The sequence below is a fragment of the Arenibacter troitsensis genome (assembly GCF_900177645.1).
GTDB classification, from domain to species: domain Bacteria; phylum Bacteroidota; class Bacteroidia; order Flavobacteriales; family Flavobacteriaceae; genus Arenibacter; species Arenibacter troitsensis.
In genome coordinates, this window is sequence record NZ_FXAO01000005.1 from 81390 (window position 1) to 102225 (window position 20836).

Here is a 20836-nt window from a genome sequence, read left to right on the forward strand (position 1 = left end):
CATGAATTTAAGACATTCCATAGTTACCCGATTTGCACTTTTCTTTACGGGCCTAATCATTTTCTCCATTCTTTTATCCGGGTATTTAGTCTTTAGAAAAGCATCAGAAGTAATTACAGCGCATTCCAAAGAACGTATTATGCATGCTTCAGAATTGGCGGAACAGTCTTTTTATGCCTTATTAAACGAGGTTACCAATGACATTGCTGTAATAGCGTTGAGTCCCACCTTACAACAACATATATCCCGCCCTTCGGACAAAACCACCAAAGATATCGACCAGCTCTTCCGAATTATACTTGAAAACAAGGAAACCTATTTTCAGATCAGACTATTGGACGCGGATGAGAACGGAAACGAGATTATTCGCTTCGATAAATTGGATGGCCAAGTAGTTAAGTCGATCAATCTACAACAAAAAGGGGACCGTGAATATTTTAAGGAAGCGCTTCAAATAGGTAAGGGCGAACACTATTTTTCCAATATCAATTTAAATGAGGAATACGGCGTAATCAGCACTCCTTTTACCCCTACCCTACGTGTTGCCAGCCCTATTTTTGATGATAAAAACACAAAAGTTGGCATATTGATAATTAATATTAACCTTGGTCCACTTTACCTTAGTCTTGATCAAATTGCCGGTACTGACAGTCAGTTCTATTTAATAGACGCCCATGGTCAGTATTTATATTCCCGTGACAGGTCCAAACAATTTGGCCAACAGACCCGAAAGTTTCAAAATTTTTATTCTGATTTCAATGAGGACGATAGTTCCCAAGAAACCCCAAAAAATGGTTTCCAGCAGCTCACAGGGCATAACGGCAGTAGTTATCTAAATTATTTTAGAGAATTGTCCTATTTTGATGGAAAGCGAAAAATATATCTGATTTCCAATATGGATCAAAACATATTACTTAAAAATGCCCTTGGCGTACGTTCGGAAAGCATTCAGACATTGCTATGGGTATGCTTGTTTTCAATTCTTTTGTCTTGGTTCTTTACCAATTTGTTTTCAAAAAAAATTAAAAAAATCACCAAAGCGATCAGCAACTACGACCAGGGCATTCCCGATGATAATTCCCTGCCCATCAACAGAAAGGACGAAATAGGGATCTTAGCAAAAACCTTTACCAAAATGAAGGTAAAAATAGATCAAAATGTTTTGGAATTGAATACGGCATTGGAGAAAGAACAGATAGCGAGAAAACAGCGGGATGAATTCTTACAGAATATGAGTCACGAAATGAGGACCCCTCTCAACGCTATTTTGGGCCTTACCAAATTGTTGTACAAAAATGCCTCGGAACCACAATTACCTATTATTAACGCACTTGAAAGAAGCTCCAATAGCTTGGCCGGCCTAGTATATGACGTTCTGGACCACCAAAAATTAGTTGAAGGCAAGCTCCACATTCAGCTGGAGCCTAGCAACATTGCCAAGTTATTGAGGGATATACACTCCACCTATTTGTACGAAGCTGTCCAAAAAGGACTTACCTTCCACATTAGCATTGACGAAAAGCTTGAAACCACCCTATATCAGACCGATTCCTTGAGGTTGACACAGATAGTTACTAATCTGGTGGTAAATGCTATTAAATATACCAAAAAGGGAAGTATAAGCCTTATTGCGTCCATTAGTGGTACGGACCATCAAACTTTAAATATAAAGGTTAAGGATACTGGTGTAGGGGTACTTCCCAAAAACCTGAATAGTATAAACGACCGTTTTTTTATGGAAAAAAACGATCTATCTGGAAGATATGGCAGCTACGGCCTAGGACTTTCCATTGTTAAACAGTTGACCACACTATTTGGGGGCACCTTAGTGGCTTCTTCCATGAAAGGTAAAGGTTCCGAATTTATGATCAGCATCCCTACCATTTCTCCATCCAGGCCTAAATTGGCAAAACCAATCACCTCTACAACCCTGCCTCTTCCGGTACTAAGTGGCAACTATCAAATTCTGCACATAGAAGACGACTCCTCCACTATAGAACTGATACAGCATATTTTAAAATTGAACAACATTACCGTACTTCAAGCCAAAACCATAGACGAGGCCTTGGAAATTATAAATTCCGAAACACCAAATTTGATCATAAGTGATCTCATGCTTGAAAACACAAAAATAAACACCCGTTTGAAGGATTGGATTAAATCTAAAAAGATAGAATGCCCCCTCATTATTACTTCGGCTTTGGATGCCACAGAGGCCAACATCCCATTCGGCCATTATTTTCAAAAACCCTTCCAAATAGACCAATTAAAAGATACGGTCTATAAAGTTTTAGGGAGGAATGAATTTAAGGCTCCCGATTTTTCAAATATCTATAACAATTATGACCAAGACATTCCCAAAATAAATAAAGTTCTAAAATTGCTGGAGAAAGAATTTGAAAACTATCTTATAGGAATAAACAAAATTTGCGAAAGTAAGGATCAGGTGAAATGGGAAGCCATAAACCATAAATTGATTGCCCATATCAATAATCTTCAATTGACCGATCTAAAAGAGGTTCTTCCGGACACAATATCAATTATTGATGAGGACCGTCTCCTAAAAATAAATAATATTTTTGCCTATTATTTATGCTGTATTAGAACAGAAAGACACCTTAATTCAAAAGTTGGATCTTCCTAAGCAATTCCGGGCCGTAACGTTGACTTACAGGAACATGGTCTTTGTTAATTTCCAATGCACCGGTATGTATTACATCTATCATATTGAGATTAATAATATAAGACCGATGTACACGTTGAAAAAAATCAGGAAGTTTAGGTTCAAGGTCCTTGAGAGCCATTAGAGTCAATATTTTTTTGTCTTTGAAAACGATGGAAATATAATTGGCCTCCGACTTAAAATAGGCTACTTCCTTCAATTTAATTTTCACCAATTTACCACCTTCCTTTATAAACAATCTATTTTCCTTTACAGGCGATTTTTGGCTAGTGGAAATAAATTCCTTCGCCCTTAAAAACCCCCTATAAAATCTTGGGAAATCTATTGGTTTAACCAAATAGTCCACAATTTTTGGGTAATTGTAGGAATCGATGGCGAAATCCTTGTTGGAAGTAATCATAATAACAGCAGAGTTGGGGTTTAAGTCCAAAATATCCCTTCCTGTAATATCTGGTAAATTGTAGTCCAAAAAAATGAGATCAAACGATGAATTATTAATAAGGTTGATAGATTCAAAACCCGAAACCGTTGTGGTTACACCTTCAATTTCATTGATCTTACTGCAAAAGTGTTCAAGTAAATCACAAATCAACGGATCGTCATCAACAATTAAACACTTCATGATCTTATCCAATAAATTACCATTTTCATATAGCAATATAATCATTTCATATAAAAAATAATTTTTGAGCCATCTAAAATTCTACTATTGTTTCTAATTAAACAACCAGCATGAACCTTAAAAGACTTTTCCCTGCCTTACTTTCAATTTTATTTTTTGGAATGATGGCCTGTAAACAGCAATCCAAGCCTGCCAAAAATATGGCGGACAATCTAATGGCCATGGCCGATGAACCTCGGGGAAAGGATAATGTGGCCTACCAATGGGCCTATATAGCCCTGGAAGGAACCGCATTGGACACCGATCGCTTTAGGCCAAGACCCACGGTCACTTCTAGATATCTTGGATTAATTTTTACTGCCATGTTCGATGCCTGGACCCGATTTGATGAGAAGGCACATCCCCTATACCTTAAAGGCGTTGATCGTTTCCCAGAAAATAAAAGAACACTTAAAAACAAGGAAATAGCGGTAAGCTACGCCGCATTTAGGGCACTAAATGAATACTATTACTCCGACAGTACATTGTTCAAGCAAAAAATGATCGCATTGGGCCTTGACCCAGAAAATCAATCGCGGGATGCCAGCACGCCCGAGGGCGTTGGCAACCTTGCCGCAGATATGGTAATCAATGCGCGTAAAAACGATGGTTCCAACCAATACGGAGAAGTGGAAGGTTCCAATGGCCAGCCCTATTATGATTATACCAATTATTCACCTGTAAATGACATTGACAAAAATATTGACCTCAACAGATGGCAGCCAAAGTATTTCATTGATGAGGAAGGCAATAAATATAATCCAGGTTGCTTAACACCCTATTGGCAAAAAGTAAAACCTTTATTATTGGAGACTGCAGATCAGTTTAGGCCAGGTCCACCTCCTATGGTCGGTTCCGAACAACTGGAAAAGGAAGTTCAGGAGGTAATTGACCTTCAGGCTAATTTAACCCCAGAAAATAAGGCTTTGGTAGAGTTTATGCGAGATGGGCCCAAATCTGTGCAGCAGGCAGGACATTGGTTGAAATTTGCGCAAGACGTATCCGAGCGTGACAACCATACCTTGGATCAAGATGTAAAAATGTATTTTTTGGTAGAATCTGTAGCCATGGATGCCTTTATCTCGTGTTGGGATTCCAAAATGTATTATGACTATGCCCGTCCCTATGCACTAGTTCATGATTATTATCAAGACAAAGTAATTAAAGCTTGGGGCGGTCCCGATAAGGGCATGGTTGAAATGAAGGGTAAGGATTGGAGACCCTATTCGCCAGATGCATTTCTTTGTCCACCTTTTCCAAGTTATGTTTCCGGTCATAGCACCATCAGCGGAGGTTGCGCAGAGGCCTTGCGCTTGTTTACTGGAGACGACCATTTTGGAGTGGAAGTTGAACTGGTGCCGGGAGCACTTACAGAACCAAATAATCTTGATGACCCGGTTATTTTAAAATTTCCAACTTTTACAGAAACAGCAGAAATGGCGGGGATATCCAGAGTAATGGGAGGATATCATATTCAGGCCGATAATGTTGCTGGACTGGAATTGGGCAGACAGGTGGCTAGGTATCATTATAAAAAATACCTTAATCTTATTGGTGAAAATACCAAGGAAGGAAAAACAGTCGGCCAATAATTGGATCATTAAGAACTTCCACTTCCTAAATATGGTTAAGGTAAATTGATCAAGTATATGTAATCGAAATCTATAGCAACAAAACATTAATAAATGATGCGCTTAACCCAAAATGGCAGAATACTCTGTATAAGCATTGGCATAATCTACCTATGGTTTGGATTCCTTAAATTCTTTCCTGGACTGAGTCCGGCCGATATGTTGGCAAAACAAACCATTTCATTATTGACCTTTAATTTCATTCCCGAGCGTATGGGAATCCTATTGCTGGCAATTATTGAGGTTGCCATTGGAATATGCTTAATATTTAAAATTCAACTAAAAAAGGTTATTGTTGCGGCCATTACCCATTTGGTCCTCACGTTTGTTCCTGTGGTATTTTTTCCTGAAATATCCTTTTCCCAAGCCCCATTCTCCCTTACTCTGGTAGGCCAATACATTATTAAGAATATTGTAATCATAAGTGCGTTGCTGCTTATATACCCACGTTCGTACGAAAATCTTACCCAATGATAAACACCCAATAGGTTTGAGAACGAAGGCACAAGGCCAAACACATTGCTATTATAATCAAGAAAAAATATTATTAAATAGATATCCTAGATTGTCCTAATACACCAATCGGGCATTCCGAGTACTAACCTAATGTCAATTCCAACTATGAAAACACTACATGTAAAATTATTTTTAGGGTGCATACTATTCGCACTTTCATTTAAACCATCTACTTTAAACGCACAGGGCTGTGTAGCCATCAGGCATTTTTCCTCTTGTGTCGGAAACAGCTTGGAGAACAATCTTTTGGGGAAAGGCGACCTACAGGTTGGCATGAATTATAGATATTTCAAATCCTTTCGACATTTTAGGGGTACGGAGGAAGAAGCTGATAGGGTTGCCAACAACACCGAGGTAATTAATCATTCCCATGCATGGGACTTTTTCCTTACCTATGGTATCTCCGACCGCCTCTATACCAGTATTACCATCCCCACGGTAATAAATGCCAGATCTTCCTTATACGAGCACGGAAGAAACGAAAGAAATAGCACGTTTTCTAGGGGATTGGCCGATATAAGGGCAGGCATAGGATATTGGCTACTTGACCCTTCCTTGAGTCCCAATAGGAACATTGCGGTTGGCTTAGGTTTAAAACTACCTACAGGAAATTACAATGCTACCGATGTATTCTACAATGTAGGCCCGGAAGGGAGTCCGGAGGCAAGACCAGTGGATCAGTCCATTCAACCCGGGGACGGCGGATTCGGTTTTACCGTAGATTTTCAATTTTACCAAAAAATAACAACAGGACTATTTGCCTATGGGGGTGGCTTTTACCTGTTTAACCCACGGGAAACCAATGGAATCAGAACTTTCAGGGAAACACTTAGCCCAATTTTGGAGAATGAAGCCATTATGGCGGTACCAGACCAATATTCTGTTCGCACAGGACTTAGCTATAGCCTATCCGATGTTATTTCGGCTTCTATGGGCGCCAGATTTGATGCGGTACCTGTAAAAGACCTTATTGGCGGAAATGAAGGCTTTCGTAGGCCAGGTAATGTCCTCTCTTTAGAACCCGGTATAGCATATATGCATCAGAATTTCACATTAAATCTAAATGTACCTCTGGCCTTAAGACGGGATAGACCTCAAAGTGTTACGGATAGACAAACAGAAATAAGCACTGGAACTCCTAGAAATGGTGATGCCGCCTTTGCCGATTATCTTATTAATTTTGGCATCTCCTACCGTTTCCCAAAAAGTAGAACCCTGGAAATAGACCCGTCTATACGCAATACCTTTAATTAATAAACGAATTACCAGTCAATAGGACGATAATCCTTAAGAAACTTACCGCACCAATGTTTACCGGTGTTAATACCGTCGATCAATGGATCCAGGACCCTGGCAGCGCCGTCAACAATGTCCAAAGGTGGTTGAAAATCATGAATTTCCTCCTTTCTTTTGGATAGCTCTACGGGATCTTCGTCCGTTACCCAACCGGTATCCACAGCGTTCATATAAACGCCATCTTTAGCAAAGTCCAGGGCAGAGGTATGTGTCATCATATTTAAGGCTGCCTTGGCCATATTGGTGTGGGGATGACGATCCTCCTTGTAAAATCTATGGAATTTCCCTTCCATGGCCGAGACGTTTATAATATGTTTTTTACCGGTATTTTCCTGCCGCATTAGTTTGGATAAGCGGTTACAGAGCACAAAGGGAGCAATAGCGTTCACCAATTGTACCTCTATCATTTCTGGAGTCTCAATCTCCCCTAATTTTAGACGCCAGCTATTGGTCTTCCGTAGATCTACTTGCTGCAGATCGGCATCCAATTCCCCTTCGGGAAAAACTTCCTTGGCAGATAGGGAGCTATCAAAACTGTAGGGAATCTGTGACAATTTCGCAGAGGCCCTAATGCCAATACCAGGCTCCGGTGCATGCCAATTAACAGGCAAGGCATTATTTTGTATACTCGCCGTGCCCTTGGTAAGGCTATTTAATTCCTGTAGGCAAAAATCGTGGTCGGACAATACCTCCCTGGCCCTTGGGGGTAAATCCTGAAAAGGAACCTCCTCATTTTTCATAAGGTGTTGATAAAATCCTGCCGGTCTCCTAACGGTTTGCGCCGCATTATTGATCAGGATATCCAATCGGTCGTACTGTTGTTCTATAAAATTGCAAAAGATCTCAACGCTAGGAATATGTCTCAAATCCAGACCATGTATTTTTAGTCTATGGCCCCATTCATGAAAATCCTCTTCTTGGGAGAAGCGCAACGCAGAATCTACCGGAAACCTCGTGGTTGCCACCACTGTGGCCCCTGCCCTAAGCAATATTAAGGTAATATGATATCCTATTTTCAATCTAGACCCAGTAACTATGGCTACCTGTCCACTTAGATCGGCCGTCTGAAATCGCTTTGCGTAGTTAAAATCGCCACATTCCGGGCACATGGCATCATAAAAATGATGTAATTTGGTGTATACGGTTTTACAGACATAGCAATTCCTTGGGGATTCCAATTCCAGCCCCTCCAAGGTTTCCCTTACGGGAGCAGCCAATAATTTAGGAGCTACGTATACGGCAGCTTCCCTAGCGCTTCTTATGCCCGTTTCCTTACGCGCATGCTTATCGCGCTCTATCATCTTTCTCTTAGCAGCTTTGGCTGCGTCCTTTTTGCGCTGTTTGAATTCATTTTTGGCCGGTCTGGACAACTGGCCGGCAGCCTTCAAAAGAGCTACTCTTTTTTCCTCTGGAAGTTCAAAAATCCTATGCCCGTTACCTACCAGTTTATTAAGTAGAAAAATGCACTGATCTATCTCTTCCGAACTTATTGCCTGCCCTATATTCTCCTGCCTGTCTACCAGATTATTGCCGTCCATTTTCCAAATTTTTTCTAAAAATTAAAAACGTGCAAATGTAAGGTTTAAATTAGATTGCACAAACAGAACCATTTAGTGAAAAAACAAGGCTAGTACACGATTGTACTAGGTTCAATAACCTTGTACAACTACATGAAGGTAATGTTAGTTTACATGAACTATTTTAAAAAAGACATCCAAAATTGGGACCTAGACATAAAATCCTTTGAATGAAATGCAACTTTAATCAAAAGGGCCGACCATAATATGCGCCCTATGGGTACCGGGATCCATTAACCATGGCATTCCAGGAGCGTGTGGCTTGTCTGGTAAACCTGTAGATTCCGTGGTTGCAAAGGGTGTATAAATAACATATCTAAATTTCCCATTTTGCAACTCTCCGGTAGTAATATCATAATCCTCGGACTTTCCATAATAAACATACATCATACTTGGTTCCTTGGGCATTTTTAGTTTTCCGGATGCCACTTCCTTGGCACGGATCTTTTCACGCTCTTCCCCAGAAAGATCCTGAGCCGACAGTTCCCTACCACGGGCCATAAAAGGTTCAAGTTTTTTGGAATAACATGCCACATTGATCCCGTCCTTACTTGGGTTATCACCTATGCAGACCAAATTATTGGTTCCCTTTCTCAATACTTCCAATTCTCCCGAACTATTATAGCCATAAACCATAGCTCCATCCTTTTTTTCATCAGGAGCCGGCAGTACGGCCGTTTTAATCTGAATTTCATTCGGAGGGACTTCTTTTTTTACTTCCTGCGCCATAAAAGGAAAAACAGAGAATAGCAACATTCCTAAAATTAGTCGTTTCATATGTATCCATTTTTAGTACCGATTAATTATTGAAAATGAAACCCTACCACAAACTTCAAACAACTGGATTGGATTTTATTTATTTTCCATAAAGATAAAAAATATAGACCTAACCCATTTGAGAGATGTTGCAATAATTAACTTCACATATCCTAGGGGATTCTTGATTGGATAATCTAAATTTACGTCCTGAACTTAAATCCCTTCGAACAATGACGGTTTACGAATTTTTAGACAAACTTAGAAAGACCCCAGAAGAGATAACATTTGGGGATACCATAGGTATTATTGACACTTATTATAATTTTTCGCCTTCAAGATTTACCAATGGGGAAGTGATCAATGAAGCCGGCCAAAATTCAGGTTCCTGTAAAGTATTTTCTTTTGCACAACATCACAAATTGAGCAAGGAGGAAACCTTGGCTTGCTTTGGTTCCTATTACCGAAAAGATGTCCTTGAAAATCCAACGGGTACAGACCACCAAAACATTCGCAATTTTATGATCAGTGGCTGGGAAGGTATTTCCTTTGATAAGGAAGCCCTTAGCATAAAGTAAGGCCAAGCAATACCTTGTTCGTCTCCTTCATGTTCAGTTATGGGGCAACGAAAAATGACCAATTACTTGATCAAGGATGCCGATCCTTTATCCAAAAACAGGACGGTTTCAGGGTGCGTCCTAAGTATTGAGGCCGGACAGCTGGTACTTATATCCCTGTACAGGCTATTATAAACGGCCCGGGACTTTCTTTCGTCCGGCACTACACAACTAATGGCCTTACAATTCATTATGGCAGTGATGGTCAGTGTAACGGCTTCCTTGGGCACATCGGCAAAAGTTGGAAACCACCCCTCACCAAGCTGTTGATTTCGGCAAGCTTCATCCAGCTCTACCACCTTGACCAATTTGGGGTCTTTAAAATCTGCCACACCGGGGTCATTAAAGGCTATATGTCCATTTTCTCCTATTCCAATACAAGCTATGTCTATTGGATGTGCTTTCAAAGCCTCTTCATAGTTATTGATTTCCAATTGCAAATTTGGTGCGTCGCCATTTAGGAAATAAATCTTTTTAGGTGCTACCTTGTTTAAAATGCGCTCTTTGAGATACTTTCTAAAACTTGCTGGATGCGATTCCGATACGCCCTTGTATTCATCCAAGTGAAATACGGTTATTTTCCCCCAATCAATTTCCTTGGTCTGCAAGGCCTCCAAAAAAGAAAACTGGGATGCACCTGTAGCCAAGATAAGATTGGCCCTACCCTTTTTCTCGATGGCATCTTTCAATTTCCTTGTAACATAATCAGCTGCCGCTGCCCCCATTTCCTTTGTTTGCCCATAAATTTTTACGGACAAATTATCAATTTGAAACGATTTTTCCATTGTTTAATATTATAAAAATTCGGTTATAGCGAACCATGTGGTCAGCAGTGAAAAAAGGATTACCGCTATTAGTCCAAGATTGATCTTAGCACTGGCCCTGTTACTCCCCATTAATTTCTGTTTGTTGATTAATATGAACATAGGAATCGCCACTGCTGGAAGGATACAGGCTTGAAAAGCTTGTGAGAATACCATAAGTGCTGGCGGTCTTTCCTCCAAAAAGACCGTTCCAAAGGCAAATACCATAGCGCCAAGAATTAGTGCTCTGGAAGATTTGGAATGAATGTTTCTTGGAGTCCCCCTATAATCGGCCAGCAACCAAGGGGCTATAAGCACGATCGGAAAAATAGTGGACAGTCCGGCCCCTGTAATCCCTATAATCAGAACAAAAGCCGCCAATTTACCTCCCAATGGTTCAAATAGGGATATCATTTCTACGGTATTGTCCAGCTTCAACCCAGAAATATGTAGGGTTCCTGCGGCAACCGCCATGATGATACCGCTCAAGAAAAGCATCATAAAAGCCGATACAAAAGCATCTGTCTTTTCCTTTTTTAGATCATTTATGCCCCATCCCTTTTCGGCCACCACCGTACTTCTCATTACAAAAACAGCCGCAGAACAGGTGGTACCCGTAATGGCCGCAATAAGCCCCAACGCGCCAGGAGTATCGGGAATACTCGGAACCATACCAGAGAGAATATCCATCATATCCGGGCGGACCATTATAAATACGACCATAAAAGAAAGTCCCATCAGAATCACCAGAACGGTCAAGACTTTTTCGAAAGCCTTATAACGTCCAAACCATAAAAAAAATGTGAGTATGGCTACAAAAAAAAGGATGATCCACCCCCTTTGGATTATCTCTCCATTAAATGCCAAGCGCACCCCTTCCTGTACCAAATCGGCCACTATACCCATTACCCCCATAAGCGCCAATAATTCCCCTATGATCAATACCAAAATGATGTAGAGCGAAAGTATCCAGCCCCATTTAAACTCCTGTTTAAAGTTAAACAGGGCGGTCCTACCTGTCACCAAGGTTACTTTGCCATAGGCAACCATTAAAATGTAAGTGAAAATACAGGAAAGCACTACTGCCCAAAAAAGACCCATACCGAATTCCGCACCGGTCTTGGCCATTGTGGTAACACTACCGGTACCAATATTGTAGCCAATAAGAAACAAGCCCGGGCCTACCGCGCTAAGTCCCAATAGTATTTTTTTGAATAGTGATTTATTGCCCATATGCTGCATTTATAGATTTAATTTTCAACCAAGTACACTAACATTCAACACTTTAGAAACAAATAGGATGTTAGTCTTTGGAATACACCAACTGCCCGGACACAAAAGTCTTGTGAATTATCACCTTGTTATCGTCCAACTCAAAGAGAATTAGGTCGGCCCGTTTTCCCTGTCCTATTTCGCCAAGTTCATTTAAGGAAAACATCTTTGCAGGATTGGTACTTGCCATTTGTATGGCATCATTCAGAGTACATTGGGTGTAATCCATAATTACGCCTACACATGCACTTATAGGAGATGCTGCCCCGGCCAGAACATTTTCCTTTGGTAATTTTACCACATTGGGGGTCAGCAATAACGTACGCTCTCCCCGGGTATACTCTCCGGGAGGAAGACCAGCCAAGTCCAAGGCATCGGAGACCAAAATCGTTTTATTTGGTCCTTTTACCTTGTAAAAACTTCGTACCTCTTCCTTGGTCAAATGAAATCCATCTGCTATAATGCTGGGCGTAATCCTATCATCGGCCAACTGTGGCCAAAGTGGATTATGATGCCTATTGATCTCGTTGGCACAGCCATTACCGAGGTGTGTAGCCATTTTTGCCCCGGCATCTATGGCACGTTCTATATCCACTACACTGCCGTTGTGATGTCCGAGCGCCACTATAATTCCTTTGGCAACGCAATTACGGATAAAGGGTATGGCCCCTTCCAATTCAGGAGCTAAGGTTATTAATTTTATGCCATTGTTGGCTGCCTTTTGCAACTCCTGAAATTCATCCCAATCCGGATTTTTGATGTATTTCTCCAGATGTGCGCCCCTAAAGCCGGGTAACGGTGATATATATGGGCCTTCCAAATGGAATCCTGGAATTGAACCTCCTATTTCCGGATCTTTTTGTGCTTCGGCCAGAATAGCAAAATTTCTTTTCATTCTTTTGAAGTCACTGGTAATAATGGTCGGGAAATAAGTAGTTACACCAGCTTTCCATAAGGCCTTTGTAGCTTTCCTTACCCCTTCCACCGTAAGATCGGGACCGGAAAAATCTACTCCCATATAGCCGTTGATCTGGACATCCAATAAACCGGGGGCCACATATATTTTTGAACCCTTATCACCTTTCGACAATCTGTTTATTCCCGAAATTTTTCCATTTTTGGTTGAAATGTTGACCCATCCCCCATCGGAATACAAAATGCCCTCCAAATCGCTTTTATCCATAGACTGTGATATTCCCATATTATAAAAAAAGAATAGTGCTAAAACTGATGTATATTTAAATATCATAACAATTTGTTGAATTTATAATTTTCAGATCCTGATCAATGTTATCCGAAACTAACTTCCCGATTTAATCCTGCGAACCTTAATATTCCTAAACCAGGCATCGTCCTTATGGTTTTGTAGTACGATATGACCCGTTCTTTTTTCCAAAAACCCCGGATAATCCACATACTTGCTTTTTAGGTAAAGTGAATCCAAATATCGGGAACCAAATTCATATTCAACTACCTTCTTCCCATTAAGCCAGTGCTCTACATTCCTATCCTTGACCACAATTCGGCTGGAATTGTACATCCCGGCCGACCTAAGATCGGCATTGTCAGCGGCAATCATATCATAAAGACTCCCTGTGTACTGGGAAGGCTTTAGTTTGCCTGCATAAAGGGTGTCGGAATCATCCAATAATTGGTATTCAAATCCCAGGGCGGAATATGGGGAACCATACTTCTGGGACATTTCCTCGGACACATTGTACTTGAGGCCAGTGTTGCCCGCCTTTAATATCTTCCATTCAAAATACAATTCATAGTTATCAAAAGTATCCACAGTCATTAGATCGCCCCCTTCCAAGGGTTGCCCGTCCGGCATGGAAGGCACCTCTCCACTATTCAGTTTGCGTATGGCCCCATCCTCTATTTTCCATAGTTGGGTCTGAACATCCTTTCTACCCAAACCACGCCAACCTTTAAACGACTTTCCATCAAAAAGCAGTTCCCAGCCCTGCTCCTTCTCCCATTCAGTGAGGCTATTTTGGAGAAGTTCCGGCCCCTTCATTGCTTCCTGCGGCCTTTGTTCTTTGTTTCTGCAGCCTATCAATACCAAACCCATTATCAAGACAATCGCCAGAGAACATTTTATTACATTCGTTTTGATCCTCATTTTTAAGCTATAACGGATTCCCAGTTACCGGAAATAATGGATTTCTGTATTGCTTCCAGCACCGCTATACCATGAATAATGCTCTCGTGGCTTCGCGGTTCCTTTCCGGTGCTGAACATGTTTACCATATCTACATAATTTTTGTCCGGCTCAATGGTCTTCACTCTAGACTTCAATTCTACCACTCCTTCATCTGTCTCTACAAAGGTCTGCCAGCCATACTTTTTGGTCGTAATGACCAAAGTGGCCATCCTTCCATTTTCAAATATTAAACTAGCGCTACTATTCAAATTCTCCTTTTCATTTTTATTGAACTTGGCGGAAATAATTTTTTCATCAAAAAGATAGATGAGAGGTTCTACCATATGCACGCCATAAAAGAAAAAGCCTCCATAAATGGAATTAATATCGGCCTTGCCATAACAGGTTACTTGATTTATGTCCTTTATTTCCGCCAATTGCCTCCTCATATCTTCGGTGGCATAGCTATGGGCTATTGAACTGTAGGATGTTACCGGAGTACCCACCGCCCTTGCCATTTCAAGGAAAATTTTCGCAGCCTGACTGCTATAGCAAAATGGTTTATCTATAAATGTGGGTATCCCGGCTTTTACAAACGGTAAGGCCGCATCCAAGTGAAGATCGCCATGTCTATGGTCTACGATCAATGCATCTATCTGCCCCATCATTTCCAAGGGGTCTTTTACAATATTGGGAATGCCACCCTCTGTTTTGGCCTGTTGGGCAAATTCTTCCTTTTCACCCCATACATACTTAACCTCCCATCCCGGAAATTTTTTATCCAAATTGAACATCTTCCCAAAACCTCTGGTATGCGAATTTTCGGCACCAATGATACCGATAATCTTGTTTTTCACTGCTGTGGCTTTTCCCAATTTTACCTGTGAAAACAATGTTGATGGCAAGGACAGGGCCAAAGTTGAAAAGGCGGCGCCTTTTCCAATTTTCTCTAAAAATGATCTTCTTTTTACCATATATTTTTTTTTACAATTTCATTTCCCAACCGTTTTCATAAGCTCTACTCCATAATTTTTGGGCATCGCTATCCTGTAAAATATGACCATTATTGGGATCTATATTCAAAGACCTGCCCGTGCGCTGTGCAATATTCCCCAATTGCACCAACAAGGTACTTTTGTGACCAGAGTCTATATCCGCATTGAGGCTTGTACCATTCTGGATGGCACTGAACATATTCTGTATGTGCAGGGCATCCAAAAGTTCTGCCGGATTGGAATTATTTCTGGGATCTATTTCCTGGGTATTTTCAACCTCCTTGACCAAATTGCCCTCCAAATCGAAAATGCTATAGCTATTGCCCCCAGGGATAAGCATACTGCCATTTTCCCCGTAGAACATAACGCCTACCGAACTCCCTTCTATAGGTTTGCCATTACAGCTCCTACCCTCCCAGGACATGGACAATCCTTCGGCAAAATCCAAATTGATCACCTGTGTATCCGGGGTCTCCCAATCGTCCTGATATCTGTACCTGCCGCCATTTGAGCTAACCTTAACTGGATAGTCCACCTGCATGCCCCAGCGTAATAGATCTATCATATGGGTCCCATTATTAAGGGCTTCGCCTGTACCCCAATGCCATAACCAATGCCAATTGTAATGTACAATATTATCCTTATACTTCATTCTTGGTGCCGGACCTTGCCAAAGATCCCAATCCAACCATTGGGGCACCTCAACTTCCTTCCCAACCCCTATGGACGTGCGGTTGTTGGTATACCATCCTTTGCCAAAATACACCCGTCCTATGGCACCGGACTTTAGGGCATTTATCCCTTCAACCACATTGGGCCAAGAGCGACGCTGATTCCCCATTTGTATAACCTTACCATATTTTTTGGCTGCCTGCACCAAAATTTCCCCTTCATTGGGGTTGTGGCTACATGGCTTTTCTACGTACACGTGTTTTCCCGCTTCCATGGCCAAGAGCGATGCCGGTGCATGCCAATGATCGGGTGCAGCGATCACCATGGCGTCCACGTCCTTGCTTTCCAAGGATTTTCGAAAATCGGAATACGCCTTTGGTTTCCTGTCCTGCCTTGCTTTTACGGTGTCCATACATTTAAGGACCGCCCTACTGTCCACATCGCAAACATGGATTACCTCAGCATTATTTTGACTTGCAAAATTTTGGGCCAAGGCATTTCCCCTACTATTGACCCCCATCATGGATACATTGATACGATCGTTGGCACCTAGAATACGGGCATAACTTTTGGCACTAAATTGGGGAAGGATTCCGGCGGCCGCAATAAAGGCCGAACTGGCCGCGGTTTTTTTAATAAAACTTCTTCTTGAACTTGAATTTGATTTCATGCTATCCAGATTTGATCGTTATTAACTTTATTTATTTTTAGGTCATTAAAATGGGGCTAATAAAGGCCTGAAAACGCTACCTCCAAGGCATTGATCTCTGCATCGGAGATTTCTCCAGAGCACACCAGCGTGCGAAAGGCAAACCGTACGGAATCTCCTTTTTTCAAGCTTAAGTCCATAGTTTCCTTTCCTTCCGAAAATACATTCTGACCCAAGGGGTTTACAGCAAAAAGCCCATAGCCCCTAGCATGCCAATAGGCCGGATAACCAGGATTCTTTTTGTGGTCCAGTATCACCACGGCAACATCCCCCTCCTTATACTTTCCAAAGAGTTTCATCCATTTGGCTCGGGTGCCCCAAACATCCTCTCCTTTTATTCCTTCGCTGCTCAAGTAATTCCCAGAAACCGCATCATTATTAATTACTTTTATCGTTTCTGGATTTCCTTCGGCATCGGTTAATGTCAAGGGATCATCTGAAGGTAATTCCAATTCTCGACTTACCCTAATGGCAAACATTCCCTCTTTGGTATCCTTGAACAAAATATCCTCTTGGGCGGTTAAGGTACTTATCCAATCTATGACCCTTACCTTGCCCTTGTCCATAAAATAAAGTTCTAAATCTTCCTTTATCTGCGTACGGCCCTGAGCTTCCCAATTGGTTCGTACCTGTATGGCTCCTTGGGTACCATCGGCAATGGCTTGGACAACCTCTTGATGCCTGATAACGCCACTAAATGGCTTACGATCTTCAGGGGTGGCCTCGGAATGCCCCCAATAATCAATACCGTTAACATCTCCATAATTCATCCACATGCCTATGTGATGGGGGTGATCCGCACGTTCACCGGCAACTTTCTTCAATGGGTATTTACGTGTAATTTCCGTACCTTCAGATGTCACTATGGGCCATAAACAGGGCTTCATAATATTATCGGGGTAGATATAGGAAGTAAACAATTCATCCCCGAAGTAGACATCCACTTTTTGTTCAGATACTTTATTTACTACCCTAATGCCAGTCGTTTCCATTTCCTGTGATGGAATAACATCATTCTTTTTGGACTGGCTTTCGCCACAAGAACCAAAAAAGACGAACAACAATAGGCAACCAATTACCCTTATTCCCATAATTTATATTCTAGTTTAAAGAAAGCCCTCGCGCGTTTACCAAGTTATGGCTATTGCATATGACCCTTATTGAAAATTAATATAATAATCTACATTCTCCTTGATAATGATATCCAAAGGCACATACTGAATGGCGGCGGGCGACTTTTTATAAACAAAAAAATCGAACAGCGCCTTTACTGCGGTTACCCCTTGAAATACCGGTCTTTGGGAAATAATAAAATCGATATTTCCTTTTTTCAACTCGGTTACATTGCCCGGAACGATATCAAAGCCCACCACCTTTATATCCAATTCGTGCAAAGCGTGATACTTGGAAATTAAATGCGCCCTGGAATTGGTAACGAATACTCCTTTTGTTCCCGGGTTTTTAATATAATAAGTTGTCAGTTCCCTGTTTACTTCGGTCTCGGCCGTTGAGGGTATTGTAATGGAATTTACACTCCTTCTCGTCCGTGATCCATGTTCCTTGAAATAATTCCGAAAGCCATTTTCTACAAGGGCAGTGTGGGCACTATTTTCGAACCCCTTAACCATGTTTACAATAAGAATGTCATCTGAAGGACCTAGAAGAGAATTCAATAATTTCCCGGCTATATAACCGCTACCTTCCAGATCAGGGCCTATATAACTAAGATTTTTCTTGTTTTTGATATTGGCATCTATAAAGACATAAGGAATATCCCTTTCTTCCAATTTCGCTATAAATTCCAAACTTTCCTTTTCAAATAAGGGTGCCAAGATTACGCCACTAGGATTCTTCCCAAGGATGGCATCCGCACTTTTAACAAAACTGGATTCGTTGAACAAACTGTACTCATAAGTATGAAGTTCCATGCCAAAATCCCTATATACTTCCACCCCCTGGTCTACACCTATCTTCGGTAAGGCCCAATAACTATGTACATTGGTAGCTTCTGGAAATAGGCTGCAAACCTCGAACTGCCTTCCCAAGGCCAATGTTCTTGCCAGGAGATTGGGATTAAAATCCAACTTCTTTATGGCCTCTTCTACTTTTTTCCTTTTGGCAAGCGACACCTTCCCCCTATTGTGCAGTACCCGGTCTATGGTCCCTATGGAAACATTGGCATAGTTTGCCAAATCTTGAATAGTGGTCTTTTTATTCTTTGCCATGAAAAAAAATACTTATATAAATGTATGACCTGTAATGAATTAAAAAAGTGTGTAGGCACACAAATATAAAAATTATCAGGACATACGAGCCATTTTTTAGAAATATTACAATATAATTTAGGTGTATATCAACAAGAATGTGTAAGCACACACCAAATTACCAAATCCCGAAATACCGTTTTGGAATGGCTAAATCAACAACTTTGACCTAGCGAAATATATGCTAAAGAAAAACCAGAATGTATGTTGGCCTACAATGACTTTCTTATGGCGATAAACAAAAAAATGAACAATGAGTACATTATAAAAAAGGGGATTATGTAGTCTGCCCAACCCAAAACCAACATCACACTTATTATTAAGAGCTGAAACCCAAGACCAAAGGTAGATACGGCCGTCATAAGCCAATTGGGCAGATGCCTTCCATTGGCAGCCTCACCATCCAACTTATAAATTACTCGGTCAAAACTGCCATAAAGAATCCGGTACCACCAAAAAAGAACATTCACATTTCGCTGATGCTCCCCTAACATTGCCACCGGAGTCCCTGATTCAAAAATTCGGCTTGTAACATCGCCATGAAACTTATTTCTCAAGATTACGTAATAATAATTGTATAGGGTACCCTGAAGCTGCAGGCCCAGAAATGCCAACACGGCAAATCCAAATTCCACATTGGTGATATGCCAGAGTACTACAAATATTAGGATATTCAGAACAAAATCGGACAGGGAATCAAAATACCTACCAGTGTAGGAGGGCGTATCCTTGATCCGAGCCAATTCACCATCGGCGGCATCCAGGATTGATTTTAAAATAAAAAAAAAGGCAGCGTACCAATTATAGCTGTAATACATGCAAGCCACTGCTATAACACCCGAACAAAGGAATCCAAAAGTAACATGAATGGGTGTAATAGTGGTTTTCTTTAGTCTGTTCGCAATAATCCTGGCCATTGGTCTCCCATAGTCGGAAAGGTCTAAAAATTTATGATCATCCGGTAATTTAGACATTCTTAGCTTTTTTTATGGAGCATTTTTAATGACTTAGCTACCTAAATTAAAACAGCACACTTATTTATTCTTATTAAATATACGATTAAATAAGATGCGATTTCTTTAGGCTTCCGTAAAACAAGGGAATGGCCTTAATAATTATGAGAGAAAATTACACGGTAACTACGGAAATGGCAAACAGCAAAAATAAAATTTCGCCATCTACCCTTCCAAAATCTCAATTTGCCGTAGAATATCTTTTTCGGTAATAGGATAGGGAACACCTTCAATAATGGATCTGTAAACATCTTCGAACAAATTAATATAAGAGGATTTTTCCGATTCTATTTCTTCCGTATGCCTTTCACCATTCTCGGAAATGGTAGTGAGCACACCATTTCTATGGGCATCCTCTATTCCAAACAAAGGGTTTCCCGGACTCATTCCTGCCAGAAGCTGCTGCTCCTGTATGTCCGTTCGCTGTTTTACAAAGGTACCCTTGGTTCCATTTAGAATATAAGCGGCTTGCGGTTGCACCACCAACATGCTCATTGTTAAAAATACCTGCACGTCTTTTGGATATACTAAATGTAAATGCACATAATCATCCACCTGGGTTTTGGGCCTAAATTGCCCGGTGTACTTACCCCATTGCAAGGGATATCCAAATAGCGCAAAAGTGGCGTCCAATAAATGTGGGGCCAGATCATACATGAGACCACTACCAGGCACCGGGGTTTCCTTGGCTATTTTAGGACCAATGTGATAGCGATATCTATCGTAACGCATGTGCACCTCCACCAAAGCCCCTAATTTTCCGGACTCCAACACCTTCTTTACGGCCAGAAAATCACTGTCATACCTTCTATTCTGATATGGCAGAATTCTACGATCAACCCTTTTTGCCTCCGCAAATAGTTCCTGAGCCTCAGCACTGCCAACACAAAATGGCTTTTCTACCAAAACGTGCTTCTTTGCCCGGAGCGCCTTTTGCGCAAATTCGAAATGCGTATAATTGGGGGTATTTACCACTACCAGCTCAATGTTCTCATCGGCTATAAGCTCATCAACGCTGTCATAACTTATTATATTGGGATACGTCTTAGCTGCTATTTTTTTACTCCTCTCAACAACTGCGGTTAATTGGAATCCAGGATGTTCATTCAAAAATGGAGCATGAAACAAGGTGCCCGACATTCCGAAGGAAAGAATACCCGTATTTATTTTCTTTTTAGACATCATTTAAGCTACTTCCACTAAAAACACGGGAGTTTCCCTTAGC

18 protein-coding genes are annotated in these 20836 nt (G+C 41.1%); 5 read left to right on the forward strand and 13 right to left on the reverse strand.

The annotated features are described in order from the left end of the window. Position 1 precedes the first annotated feature (1 nt). A complete protein-coding gene (locus tag B9Y87_RS12285; protein WP_085499308.1) occupies positions 2 to 2644 on the forward strand; it encodes an ATP-binding protein in 2643 nt (880 codons plus the stop codon). Here the strand turns inward: B9Y87_RS12285 and B9Y87_RS12290 are convergent. Continuing rightward, positions 2619 to 3350 carry a LytR/AlgR family response regulator transcription factor gene (locus B9Y87_RS12290; protein ID WP_085499309.1) on the reverse strand — a complete coding sequence of 244 codons (732 nt, stop codon included), beginning with the start codon at positions 3348 to 3350 and terminating at the stop codon, positions 2619 to 2621. The two genes, B9Y87_RS12285 and B9Y87_RS12290, sit on opposite strands and share 26 nt — an antisense overlap. Positions 3351 to 3415: 65 nt before the next feature. On the opposite strand from B9Y87_RS12290, the gene B9Y87_RS12295 reads away from it, so the two are divergent. The 3 genes from B9Y87_RS12295 (at position 3416) to B9Y87_RS12305 (ending at position 6745) form a co-directional block, all read left to right on the forward strand. Continuing rightward, positions 3416 to 4936, forward strand: coding sequence for a vanadium-dependent haloperoxidase (locus B9Y87_RS12295; RefSeq protein WP_085499310.1), 1521 nt, complete (start codon positions 3416 to 3418; stop codon positions 4934 to 4936). Positions 4937 to 5029: 93 nt separating this feature from the next. Further along, positions 5030 to 5449, forward strand: a complete 420-nt coding sequence (locus tag B9Y87_RS12300; RefSeq protein WP_085499311.1) for a hypothetical protein — start codon at positions 5030 to 5032, stop codon at positions 5447 to 5449. Positions 5450 to 5596: 147 nt separating this feature from the next. Further along, positions 5597 to 6745 carry a protein involved in meta-pathway of phenol degradation gene (locus B9Y87_RS12305; RefSeq protein WP_085499312.1) on the forward strand — a complete coding sequence of 383 codons (1149 nt, stop codon included), beginning with the start codon at positions 5597 to 5599 and terminating at the stop codon, positions 6743 to 6745. An 8-nt stretch (positions 6746 to 6753) separates the two neighbouring features. On the opposite strand, the gene B9Y87_RS12310 is transcribed toward B9Y87_RS12305, so the two are convergent. After that, entirely contained in the window at positions 6754 to 8325 is a 1572-nt protein-coding gene (locus tag B9Y87_RS12310; RefSeq protein ID WP_085499313.1) for an SDR family NAD(P)-dependent oxidoreductase, read from the reverse strand. Between the two features lie 222 nt (positions 8326 to 8547). Next, a complete protein-coding gene (locus B9Y87_RS12315; RefSeq protein WP_085499314.1) occupies positions 8548 to 9141 on the reverse strand; it encodes a hypothetical protein in 594 nt (197 codons plus the stop codon). Between the two features lie 212 nt (positions 9142 to 9353). Here B9Y87_RS12315 and B9Y87_RS12320 point away from each other — a divergent pair, with 212 nt between their 5' ends. Next, a complete protein-coding gene (locus tag B9Y87_RS12320; protein WP_085499315.1) occupies positions 9354 to 9698 on the forward strand; it encodes a HopJ type III effector protein in 345 nt (114 codons plus the stop codon). 62 nt (positions 9699 to 9760) lie between these two features. Here the strand turns inward: B9Y87_RS12320 and B9Y87_RS12325 are convergent, their stop codons facing one another. From B9Y87_RS12325 to B9Y87_RS12370, 10 genes are all read right to left on the reverse strand, one after another. Further along, entirely contained in the window at positions 9761 to 10522 is a 762-nt protein-coding gene (locus tag B9Y87_RS12325; RefSeq protein WP_085499316.1) for a glucosamine-6-phosphate deaminase, read from the reverse strand. 9 nt (positions 10523 to 10531) lie between these two features. After that, positions 10532 to 11773, reverse strand: a complete 1242-nt coding sequence (locus B9Y87_RS12330; protein WP_085499317.1) for an Nramp family divalent metal transporter — start codon at positions 11771 to 11773, stop codon at positions 10532 to 10534. Positions 11774 to 11843: 70 nt separating this feature from the next. Continuing rightward, a complete protein-coding gene (locus B9Y87_RS12335) occupies positions 11844 to 13013 on the reverse strand; it encodes an N-acetylglucosamine-6-phosphate deacetylase (protein WP_176225626.1) in 1170 nt (389 codons plus the stop codon). Positions 13014 to 13112: 99 nt separating this feature from the next. After that, complete coding sequence (locus tag B9Y87_RS12340; RefSeq protein ID WP_085499319.1) at positions 13113 to 13937, reverse strand: 3-keto-disaccharide hydrolase; 825 nt, start codon at positions 13935 to 13937, stop codon at positions 13113 to 13115. A 2-nt stretch (positions 13938 to 13939) separates the two neighbouring features. Then, positions 13940 to 14932, reverse strand: a complete 993-nt coding sequence (locus B9Y87_RS12345) for a Gfo/Idh/MocA family protein (protein WP_085499320.1) — start codon at positions 14930 to 14932, stop codon at positions 13940 to 13942. Positions 14933 to 14942: 10 nt separating this feature from the next. Further along, the gene (locus tag B9Y87_RS12350; RefSeq protein ID WP_176225627.1) at positions 14943 to 16295 is read right to left on the reverse strand and encodes a Gfo/Idh/MocA family protein; all 1353 of its coding nucleotides are present in this window, start codon (positions 16293 to 16295) and stop codon (positions 14943 to 14945) included. A 56-nt stretch (positions 16296 to 16351) separates the two neighbouring features. Beyond that, positions 16352 to 17425 carry a DUF6807 domain-containing protein gene (locus B9Y87_RS12355; protein WP_085499322.1) on the reverse strand — a complete coding sequence of 358 codons (1074 nt, stop codon included), beginning with the start codon at positions 17423 to 17425 and terminating at the stop codon, positions 16352 to 16354. A gap of 66 nt (positions 17426 to 17491) precedes the next feature. Next, positions 17492 to 18559: a substrate-binding domain-containing protein gene (locus tag B9Y87_RS12360; RefSeq protein WP_085499323.1), complete on the reverse strand. Its 1068-nt coding sequence runs from the start codon at positions 18557 to 18559 to the stop codon at positions 17492 to 17494. A gap of 251 nt (positions 18560 to 18810) precedes the next feature. Continuing rightward, entirely contained in the window at positions 18811 to 19572 is a 762-nt protein-coding gene (locus B9Y87_RS12365) for a CDP-alcohol phosphatidyltransferase family protein (protein WP_085499324.1), read from the reverse strand. A gap of 204 nt (positions 19573 to 19776) precedes the next feature. Further along, the gene (locus B9Y87_RS12370) at positions 19777 to 20793 is read right to left on the reverse strand and encodes a Gfo/Idh/MocA family oxidoreductase (protein WP_085499325.1); all 1017 of its coding nucleotides are present in this window, start codon (positions 20791 to 20793) and stop codon (positions 19777 to 19779) included. Between the last annotated feature and the right edge of the window lie 43 nt (positions 20794 to 20836).